Source organism: Chryseobacterium sp. HMWF035, assembly GCF_003094695.1.
GTDB classification, from domain to species: domain Bacteria; phylum Bacteroidota; class Bacteroidia; order Flavobacteriales; family Weeksellaceae; genus Chryseobacterium; species Chryseobacterium gambrini.
The window spans coordinates 1-6,009 of sequence record NZ_QEHP01000134.1; the positions used below are offsets into that span (position 1 = coordinate 1).

6 protein-coding genes are annotated in these 6,009 nt (G+C 38.1%); 2 read left to right on the top strand and 4 right to left on the bottom strand.

Annotation, left to right across the window (positions count from 1 at the left end; translation table 11 throughout):
- Window positions 1–235: 235 nt before the first annotated feature.
- The 4 genes from DD829_RS20335 to DD829_RS20350 all read right to left on the bottom strand — a co-directional run bounded on the left by DD829_RS20335 (window position 236) and on the right by DD829_RS20350 (window position 4,035).
- Window positions 236–1,813 carry a TonB-dependent receptor plug domain-containing protein gene (locus DD829_RS20335; RefSeq protein ID WP_165796760.1) on the bottom strand — a complete coding sequence of 526 codons (1,578 nt, stop codon included), beginning with the start codon at window positions 1,811–1,813 and terminating at the stop codon, window positions 236–238.
- Window positions 1,814–1,829: 16 nt separating this feature from the next.
- Entirely contained in the window at window positions 1,830–2,057 is a 228-nt protein-coding gene (locus tag DD829_RS20340) for a carboxypeptidase-like regulatory domain-containing protein (RefSeq protein WP_108411619.1), read from the bottom strand.
- 117 nt (window positions 2,058–2,174) lie between these two features.
- Complete coding sequence (locus tag DD829_RS20345) at window positions 2,175–3,473, bottom strand: TlpA family protein disulfide reductase (RefSeq protein ID WP_108411618.1); 1,299 nt, start codon at window positions 3,471–3,473, stop codon at window positions 2,175–2,177.
- 148 nt (window positions 3,474–3,621) lie between these two features.
- Entirely contained in the window at window positions 3,622–4,035 is a 414-nt protein-coding gene (locus DD829_RS20350) for a hypothetical protein (protein WP_108411617.1), read from the bottom strand.
- A gap of 615 nt (window positions 4,036–4,650) precedes the next feature.
- On the opposite strand from DD829_RS20350, the gene DD829_RS20355 reads away from it, so the two are divergent.
- Complete coding sequence (locus DD829_RS20355; RefSeq protein WP_116548107.1) at window positions 4,651–4,899, top strand: helix-turn-helix domain-containing protein; 249 nt, start codon at window positions 4,651–4,653, stop codon at window positions 4,897–4,899.
- 277 nt (window positions 4,900–5,176) lie between these two features.
- Window positions 5,177–6,009, top strand: an 833-nt coding sequence (locus tag DD829_RS20360) for a hypothetical protein (RefSeq protein ID WP_133240954.1), incomplete at its 3' end; no start/stop codon positions are given.

Sequence of the window (6,009 nt, forward strand, 5' to 3'; positions counted from 1 at the left end):
CCAATCACTTTTTTTGATAATTTTGTCATCGTAAATCTTTTTTTATAAAGAGGTTTTCTTCTGATCCACCATGGTAAAAGTTTTACCAACAATGTTCTGTCCGGATTTGGAAGAAAACAGCAGCAGGGGAATAAAATCACGGGCGATATCAAAGTATCATTCGAGCGTCTGTCTTTATCTTGCTGCTTTTGCTCTTCTGGTTAATATTTTTAACTAAGTTATCAATCTGTTTTGTTTAATGCAAACTTACCATCAGAGGGTATTTATTCTTAAAGTCCACTGTACCGAACGAAAGATTATTCGGGTCATAACCGTAATATCTGGTATTGGCAGACTGGGAATTGGCATCCCGCACTTCTCCGCCAGCAATCGCAGTAACCTGATGTTTTCCAAACCCTCTGTTGAAATTCAGCTGGCCACGGAAATTGTTGATGAGCAGTTGTGAGGTCGTTTTATCCAGTATGCTGCCTTTCGGAACGTTATAGGTAAGGCTTCCGTTGGAATTGATGACCGTGAACCGGTTGACATAATCTCTTACGTAGTAGCTTTCTTCATCATAAAGACTGTTGGATAGACCGGTAGTTCTCTGGTACTGGTATTTCAGATCAGCATCCAGTCCCTTCAGGATCTTGTAATTCAATCCTGTATTTAGGATGATCTCCGAGCTTCTGCCTGTTCCTGAGAAATGCTGCCAGTCGGTCAGCGGATAGTAGTTCCAGTCCAGTAATTTTCCATTGCCCAATCCCGATTTGTAACCCTGTTCAAAAGATTTTGAGACAATAAGTGCATTACCGTTAGTATCCGCCATTTCCATATAGGGAACCGCATTGGTTTTCATAATAATACTTCCGTAATCACTTCTTCCGTTCCTGGTAGCCGAATGGGTAAAGAAGATCCCGGTGTTCAGGGTCAGATTCTTGAATGGTTGCCAGTTGTTCTGGAAACGCAGGTTCATCCGCTGGTAGTTCTCACCCAGGTTTCCGGTGTTGTCATCGTAGCCCAATGAAGAAGTCCACGAAAACTGCGGTGCACCGCCAGCCATACTCAGTGAATACTGCCTGTTTTCCAAAGGCTGGTACATATATCTTTTGAACCGGTCACGGGAATCAATGCCTTTTAGCCGTTCAATTTCCTTCTGAACGGTTTCGTGAGAAAGGAGACCTTTCTTTTCCTTGTTGAGAGGATCGACAACAGGAGACAAAACAGGATGGCTTGATGAATTGATATCGGTGTTATAAAAGTTCTTCTTAAAAAGCTCCTGTTCCACATCGATAAAATCTGCGCTGGAAATCACTTTGAGGTAGTTCAGATCAGGTTTTGGACTTGTCGTGAGAAAGGTATTAAAATCCACCGTGATCGGCTGATTGTATTTTGCTCCCTTCGTAGTAATGACAATGACACCGTTGGCTGCACGGGCTCCCCAAATGCTCGCAGCTGCCGCATCTTTAAGGATGGTAATGTTCTCAACAATATTGGGGTTCAGATTGCTGATATCGCCTTCGTATGGAAAATTGTCCACAACGATCAGGGGAGCTTTAGGTCCCTGAATCGTACTGAGTCCTCTGACCATAATCTGCGGCGTTCCCTGGGAAGTTCCCCTGCTGATAACAACGCCGTTCGCAGTAGCAGCCAGGCGGTCAAGAATATTGGTGGAGACCTGTGTGTTTAGGGCGGTCTTACCCACGGAGGAGAACGAACCCGTGGAACGCTCTTTTGGTATTTTCTGGTACCCGGTAGTTAGGACAACCTCATCGATCTGTGCCACTTTCTCTGACAGATAAATCCTTAAAGATTCTGAAAGTGGGAGTTCCAACGAAAATACCTTTTCTTCATAGCCTTTTCCGAGAATAACCAGGCTGATTCTTTTTTCCGTCTGTACTGAGGCTGAATTTTCCGTTTTGGTCTGTCGTGGTGACGGTTTTGGTATTCTGTATGGCTACCGTCACGCCTTTCGCCGGCAACCGGGTGGTTTCATCCAAAACGCTTCCCGTAATTATCTGCTGCGCCATTACGGGCAAAGCAAAAAAGATGGCGGGAAGCATTAATAATTTCTTCATAGTTGGATATAGTTTGAGTTGTTGATAATTCAATGGAATTTGTAAATGTGAACTTTAGAATCAAGTAGATTAATGAACCAGTTTGTTTGACGATGGATAGATGGTAGATAAATTTCATCATTGATTATCTTTAATGACCATCATCAATAGATTACGTTCTGCCAGGATCAGATCCAGATCATATTTCTGAAGTTCTTTTCTGAGTGTCGGGATGTCTTTGATGCCGGAGACTTCCAGATCTACATTACCGGTATAGCCGGTCTCATCGACAAAGATTTCCTTAATGGGAATTTCGCCGTTAAGCATATTGATCATATTCCTGAGCGGTGCGTTTCTGAGGATGGATGGTGTCCGTGGAAAGGTGGAGCGTTTTTCCCCACCTTTGCTCGCCAGCTTATCTTTCCGGCTTGTTCTTATTAATACCAGGCATTGTACAGGTCTTTTTTCCAGTTTTACCCTATAATCGGAATAGCGGTTGATATCTTCCAGCATATACTGATAAAGCGCATTAGCCTTACTTTCAGGAATAATGAATTCGTAGTTGTACAAATTGGAGGTATCATTGGAACCGTCTGCTTTTTGTTGAAGCATCAGCTTTTGGGGTTCATTAACCTCAATAAGCATTCTTTTACCCGTAAAGGATTCTTGGGACTGTTTTCTAAACAATTCAAAGCCGATGGCATAATACATATCCCAAAGAGGAAGATTTGTGAATTGTCTTCCTTTGATCGTTCCGGATGGTGTGGTCCGGAATGTTCCGCCGGAACCAATGTCGGGAATAGGGCCTTTGGCAAAGAACGAATAATTGAGAAGCTGGATATTCTTCTGACGGTCATAGTCTTCGGAAAGCATCAAGGGACGTTTACGGTCCATTTGTATAATGGTCTGCAAAGAAGTTTGCTTTCCATCCAGGATCTCATTAATGGTCTCTTCACTAAGCTGCGTCGCATCCGTGGTACTCAGTAGTTTTCCATCTTTGATCCAGATGATAAACGGTACACCTGCATGGGGGAAAAGTTGATGGAAATACAAATCGCTATAAACAGAGGTCAGAGTGTTATATTTCTTTCCGTTTTGGGACGCGAAGAATTTTTCCAGTGCCAGCTTATCCTGGTTGCTTACTGGTAGTATCCTGATCCTGTCCCCGAACTTCTGTTGCAATGTAGTTATCTTAGGAATATTCATCAGGCAGGCACTACACCAGGTGTTCCAGAAGTCGATTAGAATTAATTTGTCCTTATCTCGGGAAAGGTTCAAAGTTTTCTGTGAGTGGTTGACTACAGGAAGAGAGGTTGTCCAAAAACTTTCGGGAAGATGTTCTCCGACTTTAACAGACTTGTCCTGCGCAACGGATGTGGTAGCTGCCACAAGGGTAAAAACAAGGGACAGGATTCCCTTGCAAAAGATATTTTTCATACTTTTGAATAGGTTTTTAATAATTATTAATCACTGATTATGCTCTTTCCGTATGGTCGCCAAACTCTTGCGGAAAGGGCTTTCTTATTTTTAGTGGGGGGTAATTTCTAGGTACTGTTTTCCATTCTCTGATTTTTAATTTTAATGGTTATTGATTCTTTTGCATTCTTCTTTCGAGGATAAAGTGTGCTGCATCCATCATTTTAATAAGATGGATGTAGGGTGCAAAAATTTTGCTCTCGGCTGCATGAGCATAAATACCCATTGAAAAATAGACCGCAACTGCAATGTAGTAGTCGAAATCCTTCAAACTGTATTCTGCAAAAGCATTTTGAAATACCAGGGTTGGATTACGGTATTCCTCATCCGAAAGAGAAGCCTGAATTAACGGAGAATTGTTTACCGGATTAGAATTCATTTCCCAGGGTGTTTCCTTCAGCCTGATTGCGTAACACGCCCATACAAAAGACCGCAAGGCCTGATGAAAATGGAAGATCGCCGAAGAATCTTCATTGATCGCCGTTTTCTTTTTTCCGGCATAGATCATAATGTTGTTGAGCATCTGTTTGGTGGTGACCAGGTCGTTAAAATGGAAGAAGGATTCAAAAAGCTTTATCCCGGAATGTTTCCTGCTACCTGACCAAAACCGGGCGTCAAAGTCTATTCTCTTATTTTTCAATCGTTTTTGTTTGGTTTAATGACCGCATAGGAGGAAGTTTTACTAGTGCAGAAAACTTCCTGCCCATACAAGCCAAAAATTAATATGAATGAAAATTGTGTCTCGTGAAAGCTGTAAAGCCGCAATGGTTGCGCTGCCATTGTACCTGTCCTAATCTGATACTGTATTTTGTAAAAGCAGCTTAGAGAATTGTAGAGATTGCGGACTGCATAAGAAAATAAAACGGCGTGGAACTCTACAATATCCGTAATAGAGGTACTGGTATACCTTGGAAACAGATAAGAGAGCTCACGCCTAGGTCGTGAGCTTAATACTTATCCTCTTGTTTCCTAAAAATTACCAGTTTTCTATTACAAGATTCTAAGCAATAGCTTCTATTATTTGTTGAAGTATCGCAAAGTTACAATTTCTGTAACCTATTTTACAAATATAATAATATTTTCCTATTGCGCACAGAAAACCGCACTGTTTTTTTGTTCTTTGTTTTAATTTGTTCAAATGGACGATGAGAAAGACGTAATTACTGATATTTGCAAATACATTTATTTTAACTGGATTTCAAAAGCGGAATCACAGAGAGATTTTGCGTCAAAATGTGGTGTTGAAGAAAGCACAGTAAGGAGAATTAAAAATATTGCTTTAGGAACCTCGAGGGTTGATTACAATATGTCTTTAAAAACTTTGATAAAAATCTGTCAAAAAAAACAAGTGACTTTAGAAATCTTTTTTTCAAATATAAAAAGATAAAATCCTAACTAACGAGTTAGGATTTCCTTTTATTTACGAATTGCTTTGTAATAGTGCTTTGAACATTGTTGAAGAAGTTCTTCTGTTTCCTTTAATTCTTTTTGAGTTTCATTATAACTTGTGGTTGTCTTGTGCTTTTGTCTTGTCATTTTCTAAGGTAAATTTTTCCCTATAAAAATTAATATATTCTATAAATCGTTCTTTTTACAATCTCTGTTAGCTACATCTTTAAATATTCTACGATTTCGTACATTTGGATCAAACGAACAATTTAATAATGAGCAATAATCAAAATCTAATAAATACAATAGGCTCAGATTCAATAGAGCTGATTGGAGAATATTCCGAAATTGCAGTTGATGCATTTATTGAATCTGAAGTCATTCAAGATATACCAATCTTTGGTAGCATTATCAAAATATCTAAAATAGGTTTAACAATTCGGGATTACCTTTTTATTGAAAAACTCAAATCATTTTTACTGACTTTAAACAAAGTTCCAGAAATAGAGCGTAAAAAGTTTATAAAGAAACATTTGAATAATGATGACAAAATCAATAATGTCGGCGAGAAAATTTTTAATGTAATAGATAAAATTGATACAACTCAAAAAGCAAAATATGTTGGAAAAATCTTCAATTTGTATATTGAACAAATCATTACAGAGATAGAATTTTACGATTTAATATATACTGTTGAAAATTTTAAAATTCATTATACCGATCTTTTTATTTCAGCTTGTATAAACATTGAAACCGAGGACAAGAACCAACATATAATCGATCATTTCATAACCTGTGGTTTATTTAATAACAAAGAAAACTTTTATATTTATACCGATAATGAACCGAGATATGTGAGCAATCAATTAAGTAAAATAGGTAAGATTTTTTTAGAAAGAGTGCTCATTTATGATAAATCCAAAATTAAGGAAGAGTTTATTAACAAACTATTAAGTATAAAAAGACATTCACTTATTGAAGAAGATAAATGGGAATATTACAAGGAAATTAATTTGAATGATTTTAAATCTTATTTAGAGAAAAAAGAACTTACTGATTTCTTGAACATCAGAATATATAATAGTTTTTTAACAATAAGATATAAAAG

Coding starts and splice junctions, on each gene's coding strand:
- DD829_RS20340 (WP_108411619.1), bottom strand. CDS start 2,057: ATGAAGAAATTATTAATGCTTCCCGCCATCTTTTTTGCTTTGCCCGTA.
- DD829_RS20345 (WP_108411618.1), bottom strand. CDS start 3,473: ATGAAAAATATCTTTTGCAAGGGAATCCTGTCCCTTGTTTTTACCCTT.
- DD829_RS20350 (WP_108411617.1), bottom strand. CDS start 4,035: ATGCTCAACAACATTATGATCTATGCCGGAAAAAAGAAAACGGCGATC.
- DD829_RS20355 (WP_116548107.1), top strand. CDS start 4,651: ATGGACGATGAGAAAGACGTAATTACTGATATTTGCAAATACATTTAT.